Source organism: Paraburkholderia edwinii (assembly GCF_019428685.1).
Taxonomy (GTDB): Bacteria; Pseudomonadota; Gammaproteobacteria; order Burkholderiales; family Burkholderiaceae; genus Paraburkholderia; species Paraburkholderia edwinii.
The window spans coordinates 2168575-2193772 of record NZ_CP080096.1 but is presented as its reverse complement, the minus strand read 5'-3'; the positions used below and the strand labels follow the sequence as shown (position 1 = coordinate 2193772).

22 protein-coding genes are annotated in these 25198 nt (G+C 63.3%); 9 read left to right on the top strand and 13 right to left on the bottom strand.

The window, feature by feature from the left end; translation table 11 throughout:
• The first annotated feature begins 232 nt into the window (after window positions 1-232).
• Complete coding sequence (locus KZJ38_RS31485; RefSeq protein WP_246641854.1) at window positions 233-1672, top strand: MFS transporter; 1440 nt, start codon at window positions 233-235, stop codon at window positions 1670-1672.
• Window positions 1673-1827: 155 nt separating this feature from the next.
• On the top strand, window positions 1828-2238 hold the full coding sequence (gene hpxZ, locus KZJ38_RS31480) for an oxalurate catabolism protein HpxZ (protein WP_219800963.1): 411 nt from the start codon (window positions 1828-1830) through the stop codon (window positions 2236-2238).
• Between the two features lie 45 nt (window positions 2239-2283).
• Here the strand turns inward: hpxZ and KZJ38_RS31475 are convergent, their stop codons facing one another.
• Window positions 2284-3075, bottom strand: coding sequence for an SDR family oxidoreductase (locus tag KZJ38_RS31475; protein ID WP_219800962.1), 792 nt, complete (start codon window positions 3073-3075; stop codon window positions 2284-2286).
• 103 nt (window positions 3076-3178) lie between these two features.
• Between KZJ38_RS31475 and KZJ38_RS31470 the strand changes: the two genes are divergently transcribed.
• From KZJ38_RS31470 to KZJ38_RS31450, 5 genes are all read left to right on the top strand, one after another.
• A complete protein-coding gene (locus tag KZJ38_RS31470; RefSeq protein WP_219800961.1) occupies window positions 3179-4099 on the top strand; it encodes a LysR family transcriptional regulator in 921 nt (306 codons plus the stop codon).
• A gap of 255 nt (window positions 4100-4354) precedes the next feature.
• The gene (locus tag KZJ38_RS31465; RefSeq protein WP_219800960.1) at window positions 4355-4678 is read left to right on the top strand and encodes a DUF4148 domain-containing protein; all 324 of its coding nucleotides are present in this window, start codon (window positions 4355-4357) and stop codon (window positions 4676-4678) included.
• 556 nt (window positions 4679-5234) lie between these two features.
• A complete protein-coding gene (locus KZJ38_RS31460; RefSeq protein ID WP_219800959.1) occupies window positions 5235-6149 on the top strand; it encodes a pirin family protein in 915 nt (304 codons plus the stop codon).
• 130 nt (window positions 6150-6279) lie between these two features.
• Window positions 6280-6981, top strand: coding sequence for an HAD hydrolase-like protein (locus KZJ38_RS31455; RefSeq protein ID WP_219800958.1), 702 nt, complete (start codon window positions 6280-6282; stop codon window positions 6979-6981).
• Window positions 6982-7133: 152 nt separating this feature from the next.
• A complete protein-coding gene (locus KZJ38_RS31450) occupies window positions 7134-8144 on the top strand; it encodes a LysR family transcriptional regulator (RefSeq protein WP_246641853.1) in 1011 nt (336 codons plus the stop codon).
• Between the two features lie 96 nt (window positions 8145-8240).
• Here the strand turns inward: KZJ38_RS31450 and KZJ38_RS31445 are convergent, their stop codons facing one another.
• The 3 genes from KZJ38_RS31445 to KZJ38_RS31435 are packed head-to-tail and all read right to left on the bottom strand — an operon-like array spanning window position 8241 to window position 12199.
• Window positions 8241-10472 carry a xanthine dehydrogenase family protein molybdopterin-binding subunit gene (locus tag KZJ38_RS31445; protein WP_219800957.1) on the bottom strand — a complete coding sequence of 744 codons (2232 nt, stop codon included), beginning with the start codon at window positions 10470-10472 and terminating at the stop codon, window positions 8241-8243.
• A gap of 33 nt (window positions 10473-10505) precedes the next feature.
• Window positions 10506-11489, bottom strand: coding sequence for an FAD binding domain-containing protein (locus KZJ38_RS31440; protein WP_219803738.1), 984 nt, complete (start codon window positions 11487-11489; stop codon window positions 10506-10508).
• Window positions 11489-12199, bottom strand: a complete 711-nt coding sequence (locus KZJ38_RS31435) for a (2Fe-2S)-binding protein (RefSeq protein ID WP_219800956.1) — start codon at window positions 12197-12199, stop codon at window positions 11489-11491. The genes KZJ38_RS31440 and KZJ38_RS31435 overlap by 1 nt, the downstream gene beginning before the upstream one ends.
• Window positions 12200-12365: 166 nt before the next feature.
• On the opposite strand from KZJ38_RS31435, the gene KZJ38_RS31430 reads away from it, so the two are divergent.
• Window positions 12366-13073 carry a glutathione S-transferase family protein gene (locus KZJ38_RS31430; RefSeq protein ID WP_219800955.1) on the top strand — a complete coding sequence of 236 codons (708 nt, stop codon included), beginning with the start codon at window positions 12366-12368 and terminating at the stop codon, window positions 13071-13073.
• 17 nt (window positions 13074-13090) lie between these two features.
• On the opposite strand, the gene KZJ38_RS31425 is transcribed toward KZJ38_RS31430, so the two are convergent.
• From KZJ38_RS31425 to KZJ38_RS31385, 9 genes are all read right to left on the bottom strand, one after another.
• The gene (locus KZJ38_RS31425; RefSeq protein WP_219800954.1) at window positions 13091-14173 is read right to left on the bottom strand and encodes a PTS sugar transporter subunit IIA; all 1083 of its coding nucleotides are present in this window, start codon (window positions 14171-14173) and stop codon (window positions 13091-13093) included.
• A gap of 121 nt (window positions 14174-14294) precedes the next feature.
• On the bottom strand, window positions 14295-14711 hold the full coding sequence (locus KZJ38_RS31420) for a universal stress protein (protein WP_219800953.1): 417 nt from the start codon (window positions 14709-14711) through the stop codon (window positions 14295-14297).
• Between the two features lie 107 nt (window positions 14712-14818).
• Window positions 14819-15670 carry an oxidoreductase gene (locus KZJ38_RS31415; RefSeq protein ID WP_219800952.1) on the bottom strand — a complete coding sequence of 284 codons (852 nt, stop codon included), beginning with the start codon at window positions 15668-15670 and terminating at the stop codon, window positions 14819-14821.
• A gap of 233 nt (window positions 15671-15903) precedes the next feature.
• Window positions 15904-16950, bottom strand: a complete 1047-nt coding sequence (locus KZJ38_RS31410) for a hypothetical protein (RefSeq protein ID WP_219800951.1) — start codon at window positions 16948-16950, stop codon at window positions 15904-15906.
• Window positions 16951-16981: 31 nt separating this feature from the next.
• The gene (locus KZJ38_RS31405; RefSeq protein ID WP_219800950.1) at window positions 16982-17239 is read right to left on the bottom strand and encodes an RNA-binding protein; all 258 of its coding nucleotides are present in this window, start codon (window positions 17237-17239) and stop codon (window positions 16982-16984) included.
• A gap of 95 nt (window positions 17240-17334) precedes the next feature.
• Window positions 17335-18123, bottom strand: a complete 789-nt coding sequence (fabI, locus tag KZJ38_RS31400; protein ID WP_219800949.1) for an enoyl-ACP reductase FabI — start codon at window positions 18121-18123, stop codon at window positions 17335-17337.
• A gap of 68 nt (window positions 18124-18191) precedes the next feature.
• Complete coding sequence (locus tag KZJ38_RS31395) at window positions 18192-19376, bottom strand: acetate/propionate family kinase (RefSeq protein ID WP_219800948.1); 1185 nt, start codon at window positions 19374-19376, stop codon at window positions 18192-18194.
• 4 nt (window positions 19377-19380) lie between these two features.
• Window positions 19381-20319: a phosphate acetyltransferase gene (locus KZJ38_RS31390; RefSeq protein WP_219800947.1), complete on the bottom strand. Its 939-nt coding sequence runs from the start codon at window positions 20317-20319 to the stop codon at window positions 19381-19383.
• Window positions 20320-20373: 54 nt separating this feature from the next.
• A complete protein-coding gene (locus KZJ38_RS31385; RefSeq protein WP_219800946.1) occupies window positions 20374-22803 on the bottom strand; it encodes a DUF3141 domain-containing protein in 2430 nt (809 codons plus the stop codon).
• 603 nt (window positions 22804-23406) lie between these two features.
• On the opposite strand from KZJ38_RS31385, the gene aspT reads away from it, so the two are divergent.
• Window positions 23407-25098, top strand: a complete 1692-nt coding sequence (gene aspT, locus KZJ38_RS31380; RefSeq protein WP_219800945.1) for an aspartate-alanine antiporter — start codon at window positions 23407-23409, stop codon at window positions 25096-25098.
• The last annotated feature ends 100 nt before the right edge of the window (window positions 25099-25198 follow it).

Here is a 25198-nt window from a genome sequence, read left to right as displayed (position 1 = left end):
GCGTGGTTTAGCTCAAGTATTCGGAAAACGGCGCGACGAAGCCAGCACGCCGCGCTCATACCAGGTATGCATGCGAATGGGCGCCGCGCCCCGGATATCAAACGGACACCGCGTATATCAGCTATGACGCGCGCGCGATGGCTCATTGAATTTGCGCTGCCGATACTTCCGTCGGGCCTGTCGCCCCCGCCCGGCGCGTGCGCCGGAAAACACATGACGGATGGAGGAGAACATGTCCCTGTCGGGCACTGAAGGCGCCGATGCATCTTCGGCCCACACCGCGTCGCATGCCGCGCCGCATGCCGCCTATTCGCCGCGGCTTTATGCCATTGCCGGTATCGCAAGCCTGATCGGCACGACCATCGAGTGGTACGACTTCTTTGTCTACGGCACGGCCGCCGCGCTCGTGTTCAACCGGATCTTCTTTCCCGCGTTCGATCCGGTCACGGGCACACTCGCGGCGTTCGGCACCTACGCGGTGGGTTTTTTCGCGCGGCCCGTGGGCGCGATCGTATTTGGACACTTCGGCGATAAGGTCGGCAGAAAATCGATGCTGCTGCTAACCGTCGTGATGATGGGCACACCGACCGTGCTGATCGGGCTCGTGCCGACCTACGAAAAAATCGGCTATTGGGCAGCGGTCATTCTCGTGCTGATGAGCGTGATTCAGGGGCTCGCGATTGGCGGCGAATACGGCGGCGCCGTATTGATGGCGGTCGAGCACGCGCCCAAGGGCAAGAAGGGATTTTTCGGCAGTCTGCCGCAAGCGGGCGTGGCATTCGGCCTTGTTCTATCGTCGATCGCGATGGCGGCCGTTGCGAAATTACCCGAACACGCCATGCTCGATTGGGGTTGGCGCGTGCCGTTCTGGGCCAGCATCGTGCTGCTGACGGTCGGCTGGTTTATCCGCCTGAAGGTTTCGGAGTCGCCGGACTTCGAACGCATGAAGCAACGCGGCGAACAAGTCAAGGCGCCGGTGCTGCACGTGGTGCGGCATCACAAGCGCGAACTGCTGACGGTCGCGGGCGCGCGCCTCGCCGAAGTGACGTGGTTCTACACAGTCGCGACGTTTTCGCTGTCGTATGCCACGCAGCGTTTGCATATCGCCAGTTCGACGATGCTGCACGCGATGATCTGGGGCGCGGCCGCCGCGCTATTCACGATTCCGGTAGCCGGGTGGCTCGGCGACAAAACGCAGCATCGGCTGATGTTTGCCCTCGGTGCGATAGGCATCTGTGTATTTGCCTTTGTGTTCTTCGATCTGCTGAATGCTTCGAACACAGCGTCCATCTATCTCGCGATGCTGATCGCCCTGGCGGGCGTCTATGCGCTGCTATACGGCCCGGAGGGCAATCTTTTCTCGATCCAGTTTCCGGCGTCGGTTCGCTATAGCGGCATCTCGCTTGCGGTGCAGACGTCCGGTGCGATCGGCGGCGGCCTTGCACCGGTTATCGCAACGTATCTGGTCAGGCTTGCGCATGGAAGTCCCATCTATCTCGCGTGGTACCTGTGCACGCTGGGACTGATTGCGCTGGTGTCGGTCGCCTTGATGCGAAAGAATGAGGATTTCGGAAATCGGGAAGCGACTTCGCACGGCCGCGCGGATTCGGACCTTTCGCATCACCCGCAAGGCAGCCAGCGCGATGGCAGGCTGCACACCTATTCGGAATAAAGCGACGTCGCCAACTGTCTTCACGAAGGTCGGCCTACGCATGACGCGGCATAAGCGGGGCGCAGCGATGCGCCCTTTGCATGCCGCTTTTGCACGGGCCTAACACCCGCTTTTACACCGCCCGCTTTTACTCCGTGTTAATAGGGACTTTCGTGATGCAACTCAATCTTCCCCAGGTCGTAGCCGAAGTTTCCGCCGCCTTTGCCGCCTACGAGCGCGCGCTTGCCGATCACGACAACATGACGATCAACATGCTCTTCTGGCAGAGCCCGCAAACCGTGCGCTATGGGATAAGCGAAATCCAGCATGGCAGCGACCAGATCCGCGCGTACCGAAAAATCGCCACGCCGGTTCCGCGGTCGCGCCGGCTGCAGCGCACAGTCGTCACGACCTTCGGCACCGATTTCGCGACTGTCAGTACCGAATTCATCAGCATGGACACCGACCAGATCGGGCGTCAGATGCAAACGTGGGCGAGGATCGGCCCCGATTCGCAACCGGAGGCCGGCCTGCATGGCGGATGGCGCATCGTCGCGGCTCATGTGAGCCTGATCGACAAGCCCTGAATTTCACCCTGACGCTCACCCTTTAGCTCGCCCTGCGCACAGCCGTCACTGCCGCAACGACTCGCGATACAGCCGCGCCATTTCCGCCCGCACGCTCGCCGCATCGCGATTGAGCGTTTCGCGGAAGGTGCGGCTGATATCGTCGCCGAACACCTCGTCACAGCCCGCCTCGATGCCCACCAGCGTGCGCAGCGCCACTTCCTGCGGCGTGACCTTCGCGTCGGTCACCTTGGCGGCCATATCCGTGTCGATAAACCCGGCAAACACACCGACGACCTGCGTGCCGTGCGGCGCAAGCTCGGTGCGCAGGCCGTCGGTCACCGCAAGCGCGGCCGCCTTCGAGGCGCAATAGGCAGGGTTGAACGCATAGGTGTACCAACTCGCCACCGAAAGCATATTGACGATGCAGCCGCCGCCATTCTTCACGAGCACCGGTGCGAACGCACGGGACATCGATAACGTGCCGAAGTAATTGACTTCCATCTCCGCGCGCGCCAGCTCGGCCGTGCCGGGCTCGAGTAATGGTTGCATGCGCATCCTTCCAGCGTTGTTGACGAGGATGTCGATATCGGCGCATTGCGCGAGAGCCGCATCGATGTCGGCGGGTGAGGTCACGTCGAGCCGCACCGGCGTGACGCGCCGATCGTGCATCGCACCACTCGTTGCACCGCTCATTGCGCTGCTCATTGTGCGGGTCACTGCGCCGCTCATTGTGCCTATATCGCGCGCGCCCGCATAAACCTTCGCTGCTCCCGCCTTCAGAAACGCTTCGGCAAACGCCTTGCCGAGCCCCCGGTTCGCCCCGGTGATCAACACACGGCTTCCCTGAATCTTCATCGCACGCTCCTTTCGAAAACACGGTAACGGGCTTCATTCTGTACATCGGCAAGTCATTGCGCGATATCATCGCCGTCATTGGATTAATGACGGAGTGGCATAGATGCCCGGATTCGATGAACGCATGTTGAACGGCATGAGCGTGTTTACCGCCATCGTCGACGCCGGCAGTTTCGCTGCGGCGGGCGAACAGCTCGACATGTCGCAATCGGGCGTGAGCCGCGCGGTTGCACGGCTCGAAGCGCGGCTCGGCATCCGCCTGTTCGATCGCACGACGCGCGTCGTCTCGCTGACCGACGAAGGACGCCGCTTCTACGAACAGGTCACGCCGTTGATCGCCGGCCTCGAAGAGGCGGCCGCGACCGCCTCGGGCGGCGCGACCGTTGTGCGCGGGCGGCTGCGCGTCAATATCGACCCGTTCTTTTCAAGGCTGATTCTCGGCCCGCGTCTCGAGTCGTTTATGGACGATCACCCCGACCTGCGGCTCGAACTGATCACGCGCGATCAGTTGGGAGATATGGTCACCGAAGGTTTCGATCTCGCGGTGCGCTTCGGCGAGCCGCGCACGTCGAGTCTCGTGGCGCGCAAGCTGTTCGACACGCGCATCGTCACGGTCGCCGCGCCGTCGTACCTGAAGCGCAATGGGCGCCCGCTCACGCCGCAGGAGTTGGGTAAGGGCACGCACGCGTGTATCGAGTTCCGCGATCCTGAGACCGGGCGGCCGTTCGGCTGGGAGTTTCATCGCAAGCGAAAGAAGCTCGAGGTCGAAACCGGCGGCCGCCTCGTCGTCAACGACGTCGCAACGATGCTGAGCGTTTGCCTGTCGGGCTACGGCATTGCGCAGGTCATGCAGATCAGCGCGGAGCAACTGCTAGCGGAAGGCCGGCTCGTCGATCTGTTTCCCGATTGGCCTGACGAGCGCTTCCCGCTCCATGCGCTCTATCCGTCGCGGCATCATCCGCCCGCCAAGACGCGAGCCTTCCTTGAATTCGTGATGTCATTGACGCCGCATCCATCGATATAAGGCGGAAATCAGGCCGATATATAACGCGCTGTGCACGAAATTGTTGCGAAATCCAAAAAACAGCCTCATCGGAATACGTAGCAATCTTCGGGTGTTCTGTAAGTCGAACGCATCGCAAGCCGCATTTCGAACCATGCTCGTGCGGCATCAATGCGATGACGTTCATGCTATCGATTGACGTAGGGACGGCCGTTAATCTGTTCCCCGTACCTTCCAGGTACCGTTAATCGGGCAATCACCCAGGAGAACATGACGATGAAACACGCTCGCGCAACCACCCTTCTTGCCGCTCTTTTTGTACTGGGCGCTCCGCTTGCGTCGCAGGCTCAAACCACGAATTCGCCGGTCACGCGCGCCGAAGTCAATGCCGACCTCGTGCGTGTCGAACAGGCGGGCTACGATCCGCACGCCAACCGGCAGGACTACCCGGCCGACGTCCAGGCCGCGGAAAACCGCGTGAGCCCGGTCAGTGGCAACGCCAGCAGCGACTACGGCCCCGGCGCCGGCGGCACGACCGCAAGCGGTAACCGCGCGATGCCGATTTCCGTACAAAGCAACGGCATCTATCAGCATCATTGAGTGCACCTGAGCGCGCAAACCGGCATGCAGACAGCCGGTTTGCGCGCTGTCTACTTCTTCACCGTGGTTGGCATACCGAATCAGCCGGTCACAAGCCGGTCGCAGTAGTGACAAACAAGAAACGCATCGGCATTCCTCTCTTCAACGCTTGACTATAAATGTCAAAGCGTTGCCTCCAGGTGTCGTTTTTACTGTCCCTTACTCGACGCATGCATTGATGTGAGTCCGGCTCAGACGGGCCGTGCATCGATGGGCGCCCGCACACTTCGCCTAAGCGCAAATGCCTTCGTACACAAGGTGCGGAGCTTCGCACGCGCATCGAGAATGCGACACGGAAAGCCGATTTGCATTCATCCGGCAACTGAATGTCATTCAACACATTCGCCGATTTTCATTGCGGTTTTCGCAGAATAGATGGCCGAGATCAAGTGTTCTGAATACCAACAGACTCTCGCTCGAGTCCATCGCGCCGCCCGATCTCCGACGATATCGAGCGGAACCATTGGTTAAACGTTTCGTACTGGAGGGGCTTATGGGGGCAGCATCGAAAAAGGCCATGCCGGATCCACGGACAGCGCCGGCACAACAAGCAGACACACAAGCACAAGCAGTTCGCCCGATCTTCTTACGCACGAAAGGCCGGACTGACGGTCCGCTGACACGTTTTGTCAGTCCGTCGGATATCGGTCAGTCGATCAAGCCGTTCGTGCTGCTGGACCGCTTCGTGCTCGAATCGCAAACGGCACTCAACTTTCCGCTCCATCCGCATTCGGGTATCGCCACGCTGACCGCGCTGCTCGACGGCAGCCTGCATGTCGTCAACAGCAAAGGCAAGCCGCTGACGCTAATGCCCGGCGCTACCGAATGGATGCAGGCGGGCCGCGGCACGTGGCATGGCGGACCGCTCAGCACATCCGGCGTGGTGCGCGGCTACCAGCTATGGGTTGCGCTGCCGCCCGAACTCGAGCTCGCTGAACCGTTTGAGGCGTATCTGCCCGCGGACCAGATACCGCTCGAAGGACCGGCTCGCGTCCTGCTGGGACAATTCAACGGCGTGGAAAGCCCGTTGCCGGTTTCGATGCCGATGACGTATCTGCACGTCGAACTCAACGCCGGCGAACATTGGCGTTACGACCCTGCGCCGGGACACGACGTGCTGTGGATCGCCGTCTACTCCGGGTCGCTCGATGCCGGGGAACGCGTCGAAGCCGGCGAGCTCGTGGTCTTCAGCGAATCGGAAAACGGCGTCGACTTCGTCGCGCACGACAACTGCGGCTTTATGCTCGGCTCCGCGCAACGCAGCCCGTTCGAAGTGGTCGAAGGCTACTACTCGGTTCACACAAACGCCGCCGCGCTGCAATTCGGCGAACTCGAAATCGCACGCGTCGCATCGCAACTGCGCGTCGAAGGCCGGCTCGACGCGGAACAGGCTGCGAGCGTCGCACGCAAGATGCGTTCGGGCGCATCGTAAGGGAAGTCGTAAAGGTGAAGTCGTAAGCCGACGTCAGAAGCGCCGGAGTGATGACCGGATGTCCTGACCGGATACCCGTCATAATGCGGGGCCTCGCTCCAAACGTTCGATGCGCGGCCCGCGCAAAACCATGACGATCCAACTCGCGATTTTCGATTTCGACGGCACGCTGGCCAACACGTTCGCGGTATTCGGCGAGTCGCTCAATACGCTTGCGCTCAAGCACCGGTTTCGGCTCGTCACGCCCGAGGACGAGGCGCGCATGCGCTCGATGAGCGCGTCCGAAATTCTGCGCGAATTGCGCCTGCCGATCTGGCGCGTGCCCGCAGTGCTGTCCGACTACCGGAAAATGCTGCACAAACGTATCGACGAAGTGCAGCCGTTTCCCGGCATCACGGCCTCGCTCGAGACGCTGCTCGATGACGGCATCGCGCTCGCGGTCGCCACATCGAATACGGTCGATAACGTGAAAGCGGTGTTGGGCCGCGAACTCGTCGAGCGGTTCGCCGCGCTCGAATGCGGATCGGCGCTGTTCGGCAAATCGCACCGCCTGCGCCATATTCTCCAGCAGACCTCGATCGACCCCGAGCACGCCATCTACATCGGCGACGAGCTACGCGATGCCGAGGCCGCGCAACGCGTCGGCGTGAAGTTCGGTGCGGTCGCGTGGGGCTATACGAGTTCCGATGCGCTGCTGCAGAAGGATCCGCATATCGCGTTTCGCGTGCCGGCCGATCTCGCCCAGCTCAATGTGCCCACATCGCACTGGTCGCCGTTAACGTCTCCGGCAAGCGAGCCCGTTACGCTGCTGCGCAGAGACGACGTGGTTTAATCAGGACTCCGCAGGCGCTTTGCCTGTCGATGCAGCACCGGCCCGCGCCGCCCCTTTCGAAACGCGTACGGCCAGGTCAAGGGCAACTTACGGCAAACCCAGGGCCACCCCAGGGCCACCCCCGCCGCCAACCGACAGACACACGACCGGGTATGATCCGTGCTGGCAGCACGCGCGCCGATGCCACGCCGGCGGGCCTGCCGCATCAGGTCTGGAGGAATCACCGTTTGCGTCAGGATCAACTCGACGGCATCGTCACATTCATCATCGTCGCGGAGGAACAGGGCTTCTCCGCCGCCGCCGTGCGTCTCGGTGTTTCACCGTCGGCGGTCAGCCAGACGATCCGCAATCTCGAGGCGCGCGTGGGCCTCGCGCTGTTCAATCGCAATACGCGCGGCGTGAGCCTCACTGAGGCCGGCGCCACCTACTTCGATCGCGTGCTGCCGGCCGTGCGCGAACTGACCTCCGCGTCCGAAGAACTCGGCGCGGCGCTCGACAGGCCGGCCGGCGTGCTGCGCATCAGCGTGGCGCGCGCCGGTTATCTGACCACGCTGCAGCCGATCATGCGCCGCTTTCTCGACCGCTTTCCGGATATCCGGCTCGATGTGTCGATCGAGCCTGGGCTGACCGATATTGTCGGACAGCGCTACGACGCGGGTATCCGCTTCGGCGATATGGTCGAGCGCGATATGGTCGCGGTCAATATCGGGCCGCCGATCTTCGCGCATATCGTCGCGTCGCCGAACTATCTCGCGACGCATGGCGTGCCGCGCCACCCGCGCGATCTGCTGTCGCACGCCTGCGTATGCTTCCGGCGCGCGACGAGCGGGCAGATCGAGCGCTGGCTGCTGTCCAAAGGCGGCGAAACGCTCGAGCTCGCGGTGAATGGCAGGCTTATCGTCAACGACTCGGCCGCCGCCGTGCAGGCCGCGCTCGACGGCATCGGCATCGTTTATATGATCAATGGTTTTATCGATCCGCTGCTCGAGTCCGGCCGCCTCGTGCGCGTGCTCACGGACTGGAGCCCGCCCTTGCCGGGCTTCGCGCTCTACTACACCGACCGCCGCCGCGTGCCGCCGAAGCTGCGCGCGCTGATCGACTTCCTGAAGGAAGAGCAGGCAGTCGGCATGCCGGTGCCACGCACCGAGGCGATTTTGCGGTAACGCGCGTGAGCGCCGTAAAGGCGGCCGTAGCCGCCCTCCGCGTCACGGCACCGCATCACATCGCGGTCCCGCATCACGGCACCGCATCAAAGCCCATCAGGCATTGAACGGCGCGGACAGATCCATCAGCTTGTCCATCGTGATCGGCAATTCGCGCACGCGCTGGCCGGTCGCGTGATACGTTGCGTTGGCAACCGCCGCCGCGAGCCCCGTAATACCGATCTCGCCGATCCCACGCACGCCGAACTCGTTCAACTCATAGTCCGGATAGTCGAGCAGAATCACATCGACCTGCGGCTGGTCCGCATGGACGGGCACCACATACTCCGCGTAGTTGTTGTTCGACGGCAGGCCGGTGCGCGCGTCGTACTCGGTGCCTTCGAACAGCGCCATACCGATGCCCATCACGATCGCGCCTTCCACCTGATTGCGCGCGGTCATCGGATTCACCACGCGGCCCACGTCGATCGCGCTGACCACACGCGCGACGCGCAGATGCGAAATACCCGGATCCCAGCGCACTTCGACGTAGTGCACGCCAAACGAGCGGAACGAGTACTTGCCCGAAGGCGCACCGCTCGTCTGCGCCGCGCCTTCGGCGCTTGCGAGGCGCTGCGACTTCAGCACGGTCGCGAAGTCGACGGACCGGTCGCCGTTCACGAGCCGGCCGTTCTCGAACTTCAGCGTGTCGGGCTTCACGCTGTCGAAAAACGCGCCGTTCTGCGTCGCGAAGGTCTTGAGCTGCGCGATCGCGTTGCGCGTCGCTTCGGCAATGGCCGGCATCACGCTCGCGGTCGCCCACGAGCCGCCCGACACCGGCGCGGACGGAAACGACGAATCGCCGAGCTTCACATCGATGCGCTCGACCGGCACGCCGGTCAGGCTGCTGACCGTCTGCGCGGCAATCGTGTAGGTGCCCGTGCCGATATCCTGCACCGCGCAGATCACGCAGGCGCTGCCGTCGCTGCGCAACTCGACGCGTGCCTGCGCGGGCGTGCGATACGCGTCCCAGTTGCAGGCGGCCATGCCGTAGCCGACGATCTCATGGCCATCGCGCATCGAGCCGATGCCCGGCGTGCGCCTTTGCCAGCCGAAGCGGTCGCCGGCCTGCACGATCGCCTCGTGCAGATGGTTGCTCGACCACGGCAGGTTCGCGCTTTCGTCCTGCGTCGAAATATTACGCAGACGAAATTCGCGCGGATCCATATTCGCTTGCAGCGCGAGTTCGTCGATCGCCGATTCGAGCGCGAACAGCCCCGGCGCGGCGCCCGGCGCGCGCATCGACGTCGGCGAACCCTGATTGACGCGCGTGACCGCATGGCTCACGAGCACATTCGGGCACGAGTAAAGACTCTTCGATACGCCGCCGCAGTTCTCGACGTACTGGTCGGTAAACGACGTCGTATTGACCGACTCGTGCCGCAGCGACAGAAGCTTGCCGTTCGCGTCGGCGGCAAGCCGCACATGCTGCTGCGTTTCCGGCCGGTGGCCGGTGGTCGTGAACATCTGCGCGCGCGGCACGACGAGCTTGACGGGTCGCCCGACCGCGCGCGACGCGGCGCTTGCCGCGACCGAATGCGGCCACATCCACAGCTTGCTGCCGAAGCCCGAGCCGATAAACGGCGCTTCGACCGTCACCTGATCCGGCGACAGCCCGAATACGCGCGCGATCGTATTGCGATGCACGGTCACGCCTTGCGACGCCTCGAACAGATGCAGTTCGTCGCCTTCCCAATGCGCCAACGTGGCATGCATTTCCATCGGGTTGTGCGTTTCGACCGGCGTGCGGTACACGGCGTCGACGCGATGCGGCGCGCTATCGAATGCGGTTGCCGCATCGCCGCGCGCGTGACCGCGGCCGCCGTCGCGCGTGCCGCCCGTCTCGACTCCTTGTGCGAGGCTCGTCACCGGCTTGTTTGTCGCATAGGTCACATTGACCTTGTAGGCGGCTTCGCGCGCGTGCTCGAACGTGTCGGCCACCACCAGCGCGACAAACTGGCCCGCGTAGTTAACCGTCGCGTCCTCGAACGGCAGGCGGCGCTCGTCGGTCACCGACGCGGTCAGGATGTCGTTAAACGAACTGATCGTGCGCGGCGCGCGATACAGACGCGGAAACTGCTCGTGGCTGAAAATTTCGATCACGCCAGGCGTGCGGCGCGCGTCGGCCGTATCGATGCGCAACACGCGACCGCTTGAAATCGTGCTGAATACGCCATACGCGTAGACCATGCCGGGCAGGCTCTGGTCGGCCGCGTAGTGCGCGGCGCCCGTTACCTTGAGGCGCCCGTCCACCCGGCGCATCGGATCGCCGATGATGTCGTTGTTCATGTCTTCCCCATAATCACGTAGACAAGCCGCGCTTTATGCGACGAGCGTGTTCAGATTGCGGACGATAGCCTGCTGGCCCAGCGCGATCTTGAAGCCGTTCTGCCCGTACGAGCGCGCGCCTTGCATCGCGATCGCCGCGGCTTGCTGGAACGTCGCCTGGGTCGCGGGCTGGCCCTTCAATGCGCTTTCGGCATGCGTCGCGCGCCACGGCTTCGTACCGACGCCGCCCATCGCGATGCGCGCATCGCGAATCGTGTTGCCGTCGAGCACGACAATCACCGCGCTCGACGCGAGCGCGAACTGATACGACGCGCGGTCGCGCAGCTTCAGGTACGCGGAGCGGCTATGCGGCAGCGGCGCATCGAGCGTCACGTGCGTGATCATTTCGCCATCGCTCAATGCGTGCTCTTTCCACGGCGTGTCGCCGGGCAGCAGATGAAAGTCGAGGAAATCGATATCGCGCGCGCCGTTCGGCCCTTGCACATGCACCGTCGCGCCGATCGCGGCCATCGCAACGCACATATCCGACGGATGCGCGGCTATGCATTGCTCGCTGCCGCCAAGCACCGCATGCACATTGCGGTTGTGGCCGCCGATGGCCGCGCAGCCCGAGCCCGGCTCGCGCTTGTTGCACGCTGAAACGCCATCGCGGAAGTAGCCGCAGCGCACGCGCTGCATGACATTGCCGGCGGTCGTCGCCTTATTGCGCAACTGCGTGCTCGCGCCCGACAGCAGCGCCTGCGACAGCACCGGGTAGCGCGTGCGGATCACCTCGTGGCGCGCGAGATCGGTATTGCTGACCATCGCGCCGACGCGCACGCGGCCGTCGCCCTGCACCTCGATTTGCGTGAGCGCGAGCTTGTGGATGTCGACGACGCGCGCCGGGCGCATCACGTCGAGCTTCATCAGATCGAGCAGTGTCGTGCCGCCGGCGAGGAATACGGTGTCGGTGCCCGGCGCGTGCGCAGAGATCGCGGCGTCGACGCTTGAAGCGCGGGTGTAGTCGAACGAGCGCATCATGCCCTCCGCATCTTGCCGCGCGCGTCCTGAATCGCGGCGACGATGTTCTTGTAGGCGCCGCAGCGGCAGATATTGCCGCTCATCGCTTCGCGCAGCGAATGGTCGTCGGCGGGAACGCGCGAGTCGTGCAGCACGGCGACCGCGCTCATCATCTGCCCGGACGTGCAATAGCCGCACTGGTACGCGTCGTGTTCCCAGAACGCCTGCTGCACCGGATGCAGCTTGCCGTTTTTCGCGAGCCCTTCGACGGTGGTGATCTCGTCGCCGTCGTGCATGACGGCAATCGAGAGGCACGAGTTAACCGACACGCCGTTCACGTGCACCGTGCAGGCGCCGCATTGGCCGTGGTCGCAGCCCTTCTTCGTGCCAGTCAATTGCAGACGGTCGCGCAGCACATCGAGCAGCACCGCGTTCGGTTCGACATTGAGTTTGTGCGCGACGCCGTTCACGCTGAACTGCACCGTGTACGCGCCGCTTCCGGTTGCCGCGGCCGGCGCTTTTGCGACGGGGGGCGCTTCGTCGGCGAGCACCGCGGCCGACATCATCGTCGTGCCCGCGGCGGCAATGCCCGATGCGCCGACCGACTTCAGAAAGCCGCGGCGCGAGACACCGCGCGGGTCCGCTCGCGTGCCCTCGCCGCTGCCGCTTGCCGCATCGTCGCCGGGCTTTCCAGAGGGAGGGTCGGTGAAATCCTTATACGCTGTCATTTTGCATTGTCCCGGTTCAGGTTCGGTAAGGACTCGACAAGCGATTCGATAGCGTATCGAATCGCATCATGGTCCGAGACATTGCCATAGCGTATTTGACGTGACCATTGGTCCACGCTTCATACTGCTTGAACAAAAACTGAATAATCCTCACCGGAGACGGCCGATGATCACCCTGTATTCGTATCCTGAACTGTACGGACTCGAAGACAACAATCCGTATGGGCTGAAGGTGTTCGCGTTTCTGCGCTTGTGCGGCCTCGCGTTCGACCATCGGCATGTGCTCGATACGAAGGCGGCGCCACGTGGGCAATTACCGTATTTAGTCGATGGAGAGCAAACAATCGGCGATAGCGACGCGATTCTGTCTTATCTGAAGCGCCAATACGCGTTGACGATCGACGCCGCGCTGACCGACGCGCAACGCGACCTCGACCTGATGCTGCGTCGCACGCTCGACGATCTGTACTGGGTGATGTCGTATTCGCGCTGGCGCGACGACCGTTTCTGGCCCACGTTTCGCGCGGCGCTGCTCGCGCAGCATGCGGACCTCGCGGCCGAATCGCTCGAAGCGGCGCGCGAGTACAACTTCAACCGCTATCACTATCAGGGGATTGGCCGCTATGAGCCGGAACAGGCGTACGCGCGCGGCGTCGCGGACCTGCAGGTGATCGCGAACCTGATTCACGACAGCGGTTTTCTGTTCGGTGACCGGCCGGTCAGTATCGATACCGCTGTCTACGGGTGCATCGCGAACATCTATTTCTACGACATCGATACGCCGCTCAAGCAGTGTGTCGTGTCTCAGCCGCAGCTCGTACGCTATTGCGTTGCGATGCGGGAGGCGGTGGAAAACAGCCGCGTGGCGCGCTAGTGCTCAGACCGATCGGCTCAAACCAGCCGCCGGTCGCCGCGCGCGGCCTGCTCGAGCGTCTCGCGGCCGCTGAAGAGCCGGCAGACGGATGCCGCGTCCTCGCACTCATGCAGGCGGTCGCGGAAATGATGGTCGCAGAAGCATTGCGCAACTTCCGCCAGCAGATGCAGATGCGCGCTGTCCGCCCATTGCGGCACGAGCAGCGCCACGATATCGCCGACCGGTTGCGCGTCGGGGGCATCGAACGCGATCGGTTCGGCGAGGCGTGCGTAGATCGCCACCGGCTGCGCGAGGTTTTCGATGTGGCCGTGCGGCACCGCGATGCCGCGCCCGAGACCCGTCGAGCCGAGCGCCTCGCGCGCCGTCAACCCGGCGGTCACGACGTCCGCCGGGACGCGGCACAGCGTTTCGAACGATTCGCTCAAGTGCGCGAACAGCGCCTCGCGGTCCGTGACGGGCAAGCCGAGCAGCACGTGGCTCGCGGGCAGCAGCTGTGCGAGGCTCGGCTGCGCGGGAATGATGTTTTCGACGGCGGCCTCCGCGGCTTCTTCGTCCGTTTTTGCGCTTGCGCGTTCAGTTGCACGTTCATTCGCACGTTGGACTGCGCTGCCCGTGGTGCCATAGCCCGGGCGATTGTCTGCACGATGTGTGCCGTTGCCGCGAGGGGAGCGCGTATCGGCGTGGCGCGTATTGACAGGTCTCGGCACGTCGCCTTGCGCGTTCGCGTGAATCAGGCTGCGCCACGCATCGCTCGGCATATCGGGAATCTCGACGACTTGTCCAACTTCGGCGTCCGGCGTCAATTGCGAAAGCCGCTGGATGGCATGGCCGACATCGGCTTTCGGCAGATACAGCGAGAGCCGCACGCGCCCGCTGTCGCGCAACGGCGCCACGCGCAGCGTCCATTGCTGGTTGCCGCAATCGCGAATCAGCGCTTCCCGGAATGGCGTCGTATGTTGCGCGTCGACCGTTACGTGCAACATGACGTTGCGGCCGGGGTCGCGGCGCGCCCGCCCGCCGGGTTCCGCACCTTGCCCCGCGCTGTTTGCCGATCTGCTGCGCCTTAGCAGCGCGCGCAGGCCCGCCAATGGATGCGCCATGTCGCCCTCACGATTCATTGCATGTTGAAAGGATATCCGACGCCGCGCAAAAGCCGTGTAAAAGCCGCTTTCGTCACCATAAAAACGACCTCAGGGCATGCACGGCTGGGGCGAACGCTGTTTAGTGCAGCATCGTGACCGGCGCCTTTGTCAGCCGCCAGAGCCTCGCGATGATCCACCAGCGTGTCAGAAAACTGAGCTGGCTCGCGTCGACGATGACCGCGTCGGCCTGCTGCAATGCCGCATGCGTGGCGATCGTTTCGGCGACAGGGCCGAAGGCGCGGCTCCAGCGGTATGGCACGCCGGCGTCATCGAGAATCGCGCGGGTGTTCATCATCGGGCTGAATAGCGCGCGCTTTTCGAAAAGCGCCAGCGCGCCGCGTGAATGAAAAGCCGCGGCGCGGCCCCATTCGAGCGGCTCGACCACTTCGACGATTTCAACCTCGGACACGCAGCGCTCGGCGTGCAGGAATGCGGCATGGCGCGCCGCTTGCAGCGCGCCTTCGTGATGGATCACGGGAATCAGCAGCCGTAGCATCGGAACGTTTGTCCAACGGTGGGAAGTACGACTGTATTGGAGCAAGCGGCGCATCAACACGCAGCAAAATGTGGGCGGCGCTGCGTAAAAAAGACGTCAATACGGCCTTACGTCCCTGCCGGGAAATCCGCCCCCAGACTCGTCTCGCGCCACTTCTCGATATCGTCGAGCAAGTCGCGCAGCCGTTTCGTGCCGCCTTCGAGCGAGGCCGCGCCGAGCAGCAGATTGTGCGGCGGATCGCTGACCTCGGTGATTTTCAGCATCGTCTGCGCGGCGCGGACCGGGTCGCCAAGCTGCGTGCCCGTGCTTTGCGCGGTGTTCTGCATGCGCTTGCCTGCCGTGTCCGCGTAGTCGGCGATACGGTTCGGCGTCTGCTTGAGCGACCGTCCGGCCCAGTCGGTGCGGAACGGCCCCGGCGCCACACAGATGACCTTGATGCCGAGCGGCTCGACTTCGATCGCCAGCGAATCGGACCAGCCCTCCACGGCGTGTTTGCTCGCCGCGTAGTACCCCGAGCCCGCATAACCGGCCAACCCCGCCAGCGACGTAATGTTCAGCACGTGGCCCTTGCGGCGCGCGCGCATCGACGGCAATACCGCGCGCGTCATCGCAAAGAGGCCGAATACGTTGACGTCGAACTGAGCGCGAATCTCGGCTTCGACGCCTTCTTCGATCGCCGCCTGATAGCCGTAGCCCGCATTGTTGACAAGCACGTCAATCGAGCCGAAGCGTTTCAATGCCGCTTCGACGGTTGCAGCGATCTGCTTCGGATCGGTGACATCGAGATCGAGCGTGAGCAGCCGGTCGCTCGCACCGTCGGCAAGATCGGCCAGCGACGCCTTGTTGCGCGCGGTCGCGACGCAGCGCCATCCGCGCTCGAGCACCGCGCGCGCCAGTTCGCGGCCGAAGCCCGTCGAACAGCCGGTGATAAACCAGACGGGCGTCGTGGATGAACTCATATTGGTCTCCGGAAAATAAATGAACGGTCAGTCACTACGATAAGGATGCGATATTACATAAGAGACCGCGTGCACCTCAAATCGTAAGTTTATGCGGGATGGTTAGCGAAAAACGTTCCTTGCATGCGCGGGTAGCCCGATTCACATTCGGCGCGCCGATGCGGTTACGCATTGCCGGTCGCGCATGACGCGGACAGCAACGTCATTGCGCAATGCAAGCGGCGCCGCGCGCTTCAGATAATGATGCGGCTCGTATCGCCGAACAGACTGTCGGCAGGCGGCAGATCGGCGCGCTTGAATCGCACAATCGCGAATGCGCGCATTTCGGACGGATTGGCGGGAATGCGTGCGATCTGCAGTTCGATATCGGCGGCCGGCTGCGTCGCCGCTTCGTCGACGACCACATTCATTCTGTCGAGCCGCAACCGTCTGACCGTCACATAGGTTTGCACGGCCGGGTCCGCATAGATGCGCTGCACGAGATCGAACTGGCGTTCGATCGCTTCGGTCTTGAAACCGAGTTCGCCGAGGTGGCGTTCGTTCTCTTCGATCTGCTGCTGCAGACGGGCAACTTCGGCGAAATCGGCCGGCGCGGCGGCGGATGCCACTGCATGCATCCCCGCGCCCTGCCGCTGCAGCAATTGCAGCCGTGCCTTCAGCAGCGCGCGCTCCTGTTCGAGTGCATCGCGGCGCGTCTTGTCGTTGGCGATCTGTTCGAGCGCTTCGAGCGCGAGTTGATCGACGATGCGCCGCACGATCTCGTCGTGCAGATCGGCCTCGGTGCGGCCGAAGATACGCACGCGATGGTCGCTAAAGCTGATCGTGGTCTGCCGCACGTCGGTGCGCGTTTTACCTTCGTGTTGCGCGACGCCAAGCACGCTGCGTTCGGCCATGTCCATGCCCAGCACCGCGTAAACCTCGCCGCAATCGATATGCTGGTCGAACCAGTCGCGTAATTCATGCGAGCGGCCGAACGCGTGATAGACGTCGTCGCACGTCGCAAAGAACGCATGAATATACGGGTCGCTCGACCACGTGCTTGCGTCGGCATCGCGCGGCGCGGGCAACGCAGCGGCAATCGCGCGGGCGTAGTCGAGCGTGCCGCGTATCGCCGGCGCAAGGCGCTTGTCATAGAGGCGCGCGAGCTTCAGTTGCGGGATCGCCCGTGCGATACGCGCGATGGTTTGCTCGATTTCTTCGGCGCTATGCGGCGAATCGCGCTCGTCCGATGCATCGGTGCGATGCGCGTCGCGGCCCAATAGCCGGCTTAAGAAGCCCATAGCCGAATCTCCTCCGGGCACGCAAGCACGGTCACTCGTCGCTGCGCTCCTGCAGGATCACGACATTGATCCGGCGATTCTTCCAGAACAGATTGTGAATGCGCGGCTGCAACATTCGCAGCGCGGCCGGTTCCGTGCCATTGAAACTCAGCAGCACCGCGGGACGCGAACCGTCGCCGGGCACATGCTGAATCGCGTCGTACACGGGAAAGCCGTATTTGACGAGCAGCGCCTGAATCTCTTCTTCCGAGGTGCCGTCTTCGATATTGCCAATCACCATGTCAGCCATTGCCGCTCTCCTCAACCCAACTGCTCTCCAGCCAGCCAGATGCAAACCCCACCATCAACGCTGGACCGACTGCAAACTTCCTGACCCCGACCTCACTACGCCATGATGTGCACGCCGCCATCCACATAGAGCGTCTCGCCCGACAATCGCCGCGCGTACGGCGTCGCGAGAAACGCGCAGGTGAAGCCGACGTCCATGATGTCGACGAGTTCGCCGAGCGGCGCCCGCTCGGCGGCTTCGGTCAGCAGCAGATCGAAATCCTTGAGCCCCGATGCCGCGCGCGTTTTCAGCGGTCCGGGCGAAATCGCATGCACGCGAATGCGCTGCGGCCCAAGCTCGTACGCGAGATATCGCGCACTCGCTTCGAGCGCGGCCTTCACCGGCCCCATCACGTTGTAGTTCGGCACGACCTTGTTCGCGCCGTGATAGCTCATCGTGAACATCGCGCCGCCGTCTGTCATCAGCGGCGCCGCGAGGCGCGCCATGCGGATAAACGAATGGCACGAGATATCCATGGCGGCCGCAAACCCCTGCGCGGAGCAGTTCAGCAAGCCGCCTTGCAGATCATCCTTCGGCGCCCATGCGATCGAATGCACGAGGATATCGAGCTTGCCCCATTCGCTGCCGACGCGCGCGAACAATGCCTCGAAATCTTCGGGCTTCGAAGCGTTGAGCGGCATGAAAATCGGGGCTTCCATTTCGCGCGCGAGCGGTTCGACATACGGCCTGGCTTTGTCGTCGGCGTATGTGATCGCGACTTCGGCGCCGAGTTCGCAAAACGCCTTCGCGCAGCCGTAGGCGATCGAATGCTCGTTTGCGATGCCGGTGACGAGCGCCTTCATGCCCTGCAGAACCTGGCGCGCGTTGTCTTGCGTTTGCGTCATGCTCGAACTCCCTGGCTTTGCGTGTGCGAACTGAACTCGTCACTGCGCGCATTGAGCGTCATTGAGCGTCACTGCGCGTCGACGACTTCGCGCGTATGCCGCGCGATCATCAGTTCTTCGTCGGTCGGAATCGCCCACACTTCCACCTTGCTTGACGGCGTGCTGATACGCGGGCCGCCGGCCTCGTTCGCTGATTCGTCGATTTCGATGCCGAGCCACGCCGCGTGCCGCGCCGCGCGCCGGCGAATTTCCGCGGAGTTCTCGCCGATGCCCGCCGTGAAGACGAGCGCATCGAGCCCTTGCAACGCAGCCGCCAGCGAACCGATTTCACGTCCGATCCGGTACGCGTACAGGTCGATCGCAAAGCGCGCGCGCGGCGCATCGCTTTCGAGCAGCTTGCGCATATCGCCGGAAATACCGGATACGCCAAGCAAACCCGATTGTTTGTAAATCAGGTCTTCGATCGCGTGCGTATCCATCTTCAGTTCTTCGAGCAGATAGAGCAGCACGCCAGGGTCGAGGCTGCCGCAGCGCGTGCCCATCGGCAGACCGTCGACGGCCGTAAAGCCCATGGTGCTCGCCACGCTGCGCCCTTTCTCGATGGCGCACATGCTCGCGCCATTGCCCAGATGCGCGACGATCGCGCGCCCGTTCGCCGCGCGCGGTGAAAACTCAGGCAGCGCCTGCGCGATGTATTCGTACGAGAGCCCGTGAAAACCGTAGCGCCGCACGCCGCGCGAGGTAATCGACTCGGGCAGCGCGAATGCCTGCGCAACCTCCGTTTGCGCGCGATGAAAAGCCGTATCGAAGCACGCGACCTGCGGCAGATCCGGCCGCGACGCCGCGATAATGCGAATCGGCTTCAGGTTGTGCGGCTGATGCAGCGGCGCGAGCGGCGTCAGCTTGTCGAGTTCGTCGACCACATCCGGCGTGGCGAGCACCGATTTCGCGAACTTCCCGCCGCCGTGCACGACGCGATGGCCGACCGCCACGAGGCGGTTGTCGCCGCGATGCGTCGTCAAAAACGCCGAGATGTAATGAATGCCGTCTTCATGCGAAAGCTTTGCACCGTCGCCCCAGCTTTTTTCGCCGGCCTTTTCGTTGTTTTTATCGTGCGCGATGAAATGCGGCGAACTGAACAGACCTTCAATCTGGCCATGCAGCCCGAGGCCGAGTTCCTTCCCCTCCCTGTAATACGCGCGAAACTTGATGCTCGACGAGCCGGCGTTCAGCACGAGAATCACATCGGTCATTGCCTTACCCCTCCACTTTCGTCGTTCGGGCGCGCGCCTGCGCGACCAGTGCAGCTACCGCGCAAGACGCGAGCCGCGTCATCACCGAATCGGCGCGGCTGGTCAGAATGATCGGCACGCGCGCGCCGAGCACGACGCCGGCCGCATCGGCGCCTGCCAGAAACGACAGGCTCTTGGCCAGCATATTGCCCGCTTCGAGATCGGGCACCATCAGCACGTTTGCGCGGCCCGCTACTGGCGAATCGATCTTCTTGATCCGCGCGGCTTCGGGGTCGATTGCGTTATCGAGCGCAAGCGGCCCATCGACGAGCGCGCCCGTGATCTGATGACGATCGACCATCTTGCAGAGCGCGGCGGCCTCGATGGTGGACGGCACTTTCGGATTGACTGTTTCCATTGCCGACAGAATCGCGACGCGCACTTCTTCCATTTTCAGCGCATGGCCGAGATCGATCGCGTTCTGCAGAATATCGACTTTCTCGTCGAGCGTCGGTGCAATATTGACCGCCGCGTCGGTGATGATCAGCGCGTTCGCGTGGCCCGGCACATCCATCACGAAACAGTGGCTCACGCGCCGCTCGGTGCGCAGCCCCGCTTCCCGGCTGACCACGGCGCTCATCAGTTCGTCGGTATGCAGGCTGCCTTTCATCAGCGCCTGCGCGCGGCCTTCGCGTACCAGTTGCACCGCCGCCGCAGCCGATGCGTGGCTAAACGGCGCGTCGACGATCGGATACGGCGCAATGTCGATTTCGTGCTGCTTCGCGATCGCGACAATGCGCTCGCTGGGGCCGACGAGAATCGGTGCGATCAACCCCATCCGCGCTGCTTCGACCGCGCCTTGCAGCGAGCCTTGGTCACATGGGTGCACGACGGCCGTCGGCGTGGGCGGCATCGACCTGCATATTTCGATCAGACGCCGATATTTCTCATGTTGATGTTCCATGAACAGGATCCTTGCAATCGGCCGGCAAAGGGCCGACCGGTTAGCGAGACGGCTTCAATGCACGGACGGCGAAGACGATGAAGCCACGCGCGGCGCGCGGCTCGGCTTTAACGGCAGCAGCGCGCGAATACGCTCGACCATCTCGCGCTGCGCCGCGGTCGGCGCCATCCCCTGAACGCGTTCGTCTGCGGCGAGTTTGTCGAGCAGCGTGACAAACCGCTTGCGGTCGCTGGAATCGGCGAGCAGCGCGGGCAACGACGCGAGCGCGCGTTCCGGCTCGTAGCGCACCGCGATTTCCTGCTCGCCGCGGATGCGACGCCATTCGTCGTGCTCGAGTTCCGGCAGGTATTCCGCGTATTCGTCCGCCAGTTCATTGCGTATCGCAAGCCGCGTAAGCGGCAGCGGTTCGCCGTGGCGCGCAAGCAGACACGCGGCACGCGCCACGGCTTCGGTGTAGCCGCCATCGCTGATCGACGCCAGCGCTTCCTTGACGAACGGCAAGTCTCGCGGATCCGCAACCGGCGTCGCGACAGGACCATCGAGATCGAGCTTATCGGGCGAGCGCGCGGCAAACAGGTTGCCGTAAATGCTGAAAAACAGGCCTTCGGTGGCGGCATCGCGCAGCGCGCGGTAATAATCGAGCGACGCACTGATCAGTTCCGCGCCGCGCCTTTCCGCCTGACGCAGCGGGTTCGGTCCGTCCGCATCGCTTTTCATGCGGTTCGCCCTGACTGCGTTCGCTGCGGGTGCAAGCCATGCAAGCCACGGGTTCAGATCGGAAAACATCCATCGTTGCGCACGCAACGGATGGAACTGGCGCAACAGGCCTGCCGTCGCTTCGTTCGATACGGCCTGCACGAACGGTTGCGCGAACAGTTCGTACGCGCGCTGGTTGAATTCGGAGACCTGCTCCACCGCCTTGAACGGCAATTCGTCGACACGTTTGAAGCGGTTGAATTGCGCCGCGATATCTTCGAGCCGGTGCTCCTGCAGGGTGACTTCGTATTCAGGCTTGCCGTCCGCCCCTTTCTGCTCGGTAATCTCCATGCCGTACAGGCCCGGCGGGCACGCTTCGATTGCTTCGAGTACCGAAACGATCTGCGTATGCTCCTTCTTCGCGACCTTGCCCGACACGAAAATGCCCAGATGCCCGATGCTCTGATGCATGAGCCCGATAATCACCTGGCCGCGCGCCTTGATTTCGTCGGTGCTGCCGTAAATATCCGCGACCCAGTTGAACGCCTGCTGCGGCGGCGTGATGTTGTCGCCGAGCGACGCAAAGAGAACGATCGGCGACCTGATATCGCGCAGATCGAATGCGGCGCCGCCTGCGCCGCGTACTTCGCCCGCCCATAGCTTGTTGCCGACAAACAGGTTCTTCGTGATCCATTCGATCTCGTCGCGGTTCATCAGGTAGTAGCCACCCCACCAGCGCTCGAAATCGAGGAAGCGCGGCGGTTCGGTGTCCGCGTTGTCGAACACGTGGTAGTACTTGTCCCAGAGGCTGTTCGCGGGGTTCAGGTTCTCGAAGTTCTGCACCAGATGCGCGCCGTCGAACTTGCCGTTGCCGAGATCCGCCGCAAGCGAGGCGAGCCAGGTGCCGCCGAGCATGCCGCCCGCGTAGCGCATCGGGTTGTCGCCCTCGCCTTCGCTCCATGCGCCGCTCCAGTACGACATCGGCGCGCCGTTGATTACGATCGGGCCGGTGTCGTCGGGCTCCGAGGTGGCGAGCATCATCGCGGCCCAGCCGCCCTGGCAGTTGCCGACGATGGCCGGCTTGTCGCTCTGCGGATGCAGTTCGCGCACCTTCTTCACGAAGCGCTGTTCCGCCGCGCAGACGTCGAGCATCGTCTGGCCCGGTTCGGGGTCGCGGAAAAACACCACGAAATACACGGGGCTGCCCGCGCGCAATGCGACGCCGACCTGTGAATCGTCCTTGAATCCACCGATGCCGGGACCGTGCCCCGCGCGCGGATCGATAATCACATACGGGCGTTTCTGCGGATCGATCGTCATGCCCTCGGGCGGACGGATGCGCAACAGCGCATAGTTGACCGGGCGTTCGAAGGTACGGCCATCGAGCACCGTTTCATAGTCGAAGTGCAGCACCGGCTTCAAACCTTGCGCGGTCTGGTCGACAAACTGATTGCCGCGCTGGCGCAAGGTGTCCCAAAACAGCACCGTGCGCTGCGTCGCGTCGATCGCGTAGCGCCATGCGGCGAGCGGATCGAATGCCGCGTTGAAAGCGCCTGTGAATGCGGTAAAGGGTGCGGTGAATCCCGCTGCGGCAAACGGAGTGGTGAGCGGTGCGGGTAACGGTGTGCGCGCAGTTTCGGCTGCGGCGCCGTTGCCGGTTCGGGTATCGAGTGCGTCATGCACGCGCTCGTTGAAGTGCTGCTGCGCGATCTGCGCGCGCTTCTGGAAAATCCGGGCGACCTTTGCGCCAATCTGTTGACTGTGCGCGAACTGAGTCCCTGCGTTCATCACGTGTACCTCGTAGTCGAAGAACGGCGTAGCCGTGGGCGACAGACACCGGACTCGTGACCCGATGCGTCGTCGTGGAAACACAATGACCGCGCATACCAACGTATAAGACGCGGGTGTCGTTGCGATGTCAATTGAGAAACAACCGGGAAACAGCTGTGGAAACAATCGGCAACGCTTTACAGGCATGCGCAAAGGCCGCGCGAGGCGCGTCCCAGGTACCCGATCATTCTCGGCACCGGCCGTCGCGCGGGTCAATTGGACCAAGGTCTCATGCCTGCGTGCCCCATTTCAACGGTTATCGGCGTGCACGGGAAGCAAACGCTGAAATATCAACGAATGTTTTGACGTACGTCAGTCGACCTAAACGTCGCACTTCCAAAATGGAACAATCCATTTCCATTGCCTATACTGCCTTTCGATTATTGAACCGGCTAAGAAACAGGGCGCCCCGCACGCTGGCACCCAATTCGACAGTCCGCTTGTCTAGCGCCCACGCTTAACCCTATGCATAGCGCGTTGCACCGATCGCACGCGCCGCGTCGCCCGAACACCGCCATTTCAGCTGCACGTCTCTACAACGTCTGATCACGAGGAGCGAGCATGACCTGGCTAGCGCAAATACTTCGGCAATACCCGGAGATCGCCGTATTTCTTTCGCTCGGCATCGGATATTGGGTGGGCGGCAAAAGCTATAAGGGCTTCAGTCTCGGCGCGGTCACGGCGACGCTGCTTGCGGCCATAGCGATCGGCCAGTTCGGCATCACGATCTCAGCGAATGTGAAGTCGGTGTTCTTCCTGATGTTTCTGTTCGCGGTCGGTTACGGCGTCGGGCCGCAGTTCGTGCGCGGCATCGCCAAAGACGGCATTCCGCAAGCGATCTTCTCCGTCGTGCAATGTGTGCTGTGTCTTGCCGCGCCCGTGATCGCCGCGAAACTCGCGGGCTATGGCGTCGGCTCGGCCGCGGGGCTGTTCGCCGGCTCGCAAACCATTTCCGCGTCGATGGGCCTTGCCACCGATGCGATCAACCGCCTGGGCTTACCTGCAGACGAAACCAAAGCGGTGCTCGACGCAATGCCAACCGCATATGCGGTCACGTATATCTTCGGCACGATCGGCTCGGCGCTGATCCTCGCGACGCTTGGGCCGAAGCTGCTCGGCATCGATCTGGTCGCCGCCTGCAAGGAATACGAGGCGAGCCTCGGCGGCGCAAAGGAGCTGGGCGGCGCAGGCCAGGCGTGGCACCAGTACGAACTGCGCGCGTATCGCATTCCGGCGGAGGGCCGCGCGATCGGCCTCACCGTTAGCCAGGCCGAAGCGTTGACGCCCGACGGTGCGCGGCTTTACGTCGAACGCATCCGCCGCGACGGCAAGATCGAGGAAGCACGCATCGACACTGTGCTGCAGCCCGGCGACGTGGTCGCGGTGGTCGGCCCGCGCGAGCAGCTCGTCTCGGTGCTCGGTCCGCTGCACACGGAAGTGGACGACCCGGAACTGCTCGCGGTGCCCGCCGAAGGCGTCGACGTCTACGTGACGAACAAGGCCGTCGAAGACAAAACGCTCGACGAGCTCGGCAAGCTGCCCAACGCGCGCGGTGTTTATATTCGCCGCATCAAGCGCGGCGCGACCGAGACGCCGATTCCGGTGCTGCCGAATACGAAGCTGCACCGCGGCGATACGGTGATGATTGTCGGCCGCACGCAGGACACGACCGCTGCCGCGAAAGTGCTCGGCACGATCGACCGTCCGTCCGCGGCCGCCGACGTGGCCTTTATCGGCTTTGCGATCACGCTTGGGGCGCTGATCGGCGCGATCGTCGTCAAGGCCGGCGCGGTGCCGCTCACGCTCTCCACGGCTGGCGGCGCGCTGATCGCCGGCATCGTGTTCGGCTGGTTGCGCGCGATTCACCCGACGTTCGGCCGCATTCCCGAATCGACGCTGTGGTTTATGAATTCCGTAGGCCTGAACGTCTTTATCGCGGTGGTCGGTATCACGGCGGGCCCGGGCTTCGTCGCGGGACTCGCGCAGCTCGGCATCAGCCTCTTTCTGTGGGGCATCTTCGCGACCGCGGTGCCGCTGATTCTCGGCATGTTTATCGCGAAGTATGTGTTCCGCTTCCATCCGGCGATTCTGCTCGGCGTCTGCGCGGGCGCGCGCACGACGACGGCCGCGCTCGGCATGATTTGCGATGCGGCGAAAAGCCAGGTGCCGGGCCTCGGCTATACGGTGACCTATGCGGTCGGCAATACGCTGCTGACCATCTGGGGGATGATCGTCGTGATGCTGCTGACCTAGCCGCAGCCCTGATTAGCGGCCTCGATGTGCAGCCTTGATTGGCCGCCGCGATTTTCGAGGCGCGCCGATCCGCCTTATCTGCCCTTTCGTTCCGCCGGGC

What these genes read in the sequence shown, in the direction of transcription:
- KZJ38_RS31485 (WP_246641854.1), top strand. Translation starts at nt 233, where the DNA reads ATGTCCCTGTCGGGCACTGAAGGCGCCGATGCATCTTCGGCCCACACC.
- hpxZ (WP_219800963.1), top strand. Translation starts at nt 1,828, where the DNA reads ATGCAACTCAATCTTCCCCAGGTCGTAGCCGAAGTTTCCGCCGCCTTT.
- KZJ38_RS31475 (WP_219800962.1), bottom strand. Translation starts at nt 3,075, where the DNA reads ATGAAGATTCAGGGAAGCCGTGTGTTGATCACCGGGGCGAACCGGGGG.
- KZJ38_RS31470 (WP_219800961.1), top strand. Translation starts at nt 3,179, where the DNA reads ATGCCCGGATTCGATGAACGCATGTTGAACGGCATGAGCGTGTTTACC.
- KZJ38_RS31465 (WP_219800960.1), top strand. Translation starts at nt 4,355, where the DNA reads ATGAAACACGCTCGCGCAACCACCCTTCTTGCCGCTCTTTTTGTACTG.
- KZJ38_RS31460 (WP_219800959.1), top strand. Translation starts at nt 5,235, where the DNA reads ATGCCGGATCCACGGACAGCGCCGGCACAACAAGCAGACACACAAGCA.
- KZJ38_RS31455 (WP_219800958.1), top strand. Translation starts at nt 6,280, where the DNA reads ATGACGATCCAACTCGCGATTTTCGATTTCGACGGCACGCTGGCCAAC.
- KZJ38_RS31450 (WP_246641853.1), top strand. Translation starts at nt 7,134, where the DNA reads ATGATCCGTGCTGGCAGCACGCGCGCCGATGCCACGCCGGCGGGCCTG.
- KZJ38_RS31445 (WP_219800957.1), bottom strand. Translation starts at nt 10,472, where the DNA reads ATGAACAACGACATCATCGGCGATCCGATGCGCCGGGTGGACGGGCGC.
- KZJ38_RS31440 (WP_219803738.1), bottom strand. Translation starts at nt 11,489, where the DNA reads ATGCGCTCGTTCGACTACACCCGCGCTTCAAGCGTCGACGCCGCGATC.
- KZJ38_RS31435 (WP_219800956.1), bottom strand. Translation starts at nt 12,199, where the DNA reads ATGACAGCGTATAAGGATTTCACCGACCCTCCCTCTGGAAAGCCCGGC.
- KZJ38_RS31430 (WP_219800955.1), top strand. Translation starts at nt 12,366, where the DNA reads ATGATCACCCTGTATTCGTATCCTGAACTGTACGGACTCGAAGACAAC.
- KZJ38_RS31425 (WP_219800954.1), bottom strand. Translation starts at nt 14,173, where the DNA reads ATGGCGCATCCATTGGCGGGCCTGCGCGCGCTGCTAAGGCGCAGCAGA.
- KZJ38_RS31420 (WP_219800953.1), bottom strand. Translation starts at nt 14,711, where the DNA reads ATGCTACGGCTGCTGATTCCCGTGATCCATCACGAAGGCGCGCTGCAA.
- KZJ38_RS31415 (WP_219800952.1), bottom strand. Translation starts at nt 15,670, where the DNA reads ATGAGTTCATCCACGACGCCCGTCTGGTTTATCACCGGCTGTTCGACG.
- KZJ38_RS31410 (WP_219800951.1), bottom strand. Translation starts at nt 16,950, where the DNA reads ATGGGCTTCTTAAGCCGGCTATTGGGCCGCGACGCGCATCGCACCGAT.
- KZJ38_RS31405 (WP_219800950.1), bottom strand. Translation starts at nt 17,239, where the DNA reads ATGGCTGACATGGTGATTGGCAATATCGAAGACGGCACCTCGGAAGAA.
- fabI (WP_219800949.1), bottom strand. Translation starts at nt 18,123, where the DNA reads ATGACGCAAACGCAAGACAACGCGCGCCAGGTTCTGCAGGGCATGAAG.
- KZJ38_RS31395 (WP_219800948.1), bottom strand. Translation starts at nt 19,376, where the DNA reads ATGACCGATGTGATTCTCGTGCTGAACGCCGGCTCGTCGAGCATCAAG.
- KZJ38_RS31390 (WP_219800947.1), bottom strand. Translation starts at nt 20,319, where the DNA reads ATGGAACATCAACATGAGAAATATCGGCGTCTGATCGAAATATGCAGG.
- KZJ38_RS31385 (WP_219800946.1), bottom strand. Translation starts at nt 22,803, where the DNA reads ATGAACGCAGGGACTCAGTTCGCGCACAGTCAACAGATTGGCGCAAAG.
- aspT (WP_219800945.1), top strand. Translation starts at nt 23,407, where the DNA reads ATGACCTGGCTAGCGCAAATACTTCGGCAATACCCGGAGATCGCCGTA.